Raw genomic sequence first — 985 nt, 5'->3', positions numbered from 1 at the left:
CCAGAGCGCCTTGGCGAGTCCGGATGTCGCCCCATGCGCGGCGCTTGCTTCCGGCGCCGCGCCGTCGATCGCGGCGAGGATCGCCGCATCCGGAACCTTGTCGTTGTACATCAGCGGCTCGGCCAGCGGCCGTCCGGCGCCGTCGATCGGCAGCAAGGTGCCGGACGTGCCGTCCACCGCGATTGTCCGCACCGCTCCGCGGTCGATTTGTGAGAAGAGTTCCCGTAGTGTCGCTTCGACCGCGGCCCACCAGACGGCAGGATCGCGGCCGTTCGCGCCGAAGCGATCGAGCGGCGCAGCGGTGCTCGCGGCGATGGAGAAGTCCGGACGCATCGCGACGGCGCGCGACCCGGACGTGCCGATGTCGATGCCTACTGCAAGCGGCACCATTCACCTAACCCGCGGCGTTGAGTTTCTGGCGATACTGCTCGGCATCCCAGTTGACCAGCTCGTCATTCTCGGCGGCGGTGAGATAGTTCAATCGCGCCGTGATTTCGATCCGTGCGGTCACGTCGGCGAGGCAGCGCTGCATGGCGTCAGCGCCGGAGCTGGCGTCGCCGCGCATCAGCACGCCGGCGCCCGGAAAGAGCACCGCGACGGGATTTGCGCCCAGCCGCGCGACGACGTCGGCAACCTGTTCGCCGGGCCTTGCCACCACGGAGCCCCGGCCAAGGAAGATGACATGATCCGGATAGAGGCTGCCGGCTTCTGCGGTGCGGCAGCTGTCCGGGTCGAGCGCCACCGCATGCGCCTCGACATCCGCCGGCAATCGATAGCCGCTGCCGTCGGCAAGCGCCGTCAGCGCCGCGATATCCGGGGCCGCTGTCTGCCGCGCCGGGCGGGCCAGGAGCGATCTTACCCGATGCAGCAGACGCTCCGCCTCGGCCACGGTCTCCGCCGCGACGACCAGGCCGTGATTGCCGAGGATCAGCACGTCGACCCCCGGCCGGAGGCGTTCGGCAATGCCCTGGGCAAGGGGCAGGCC

Annotated in this window: 1 protein-coding gene and 1 pseudogene; both read right to left on the bottom strand. The window is 69.8% G+C overall.

The features are described 5' to 3' along the window. Nucleotides 1-390: FGGY family carbohydrate kinase (locus EOA24_RS39295; RefSeq protein ID WP_245501987.1), on the bottom strand; the 390-nt coding region annotated here is incomplete at its 3' end. A 4-nt stretch (nt 391-394) separates the two neighbouring features. After that, a pseudogene (locus EOA24_RS39290) lies at nt 395-985 on the bottom strand (class II aldolase); the annotation flags it as partial.

It is taken from the genome of Mesorhizobium sp. M2A.F.Ca.ET.039.01.1.1, assembly GCF_003998035.1.
In the GTDB taxonomy this organism is placed as follows: Bacteria; Pseudomonadota; Alphaproteobacteria; order Rhizobiales; family Rhizobiaceae; genus Mesorhizobium.
The sequence above is the reverse complement of the archived record's forward strand: the minus strand, read 5'-3'. Positions and strand labels throughout refer to the sequence as shown.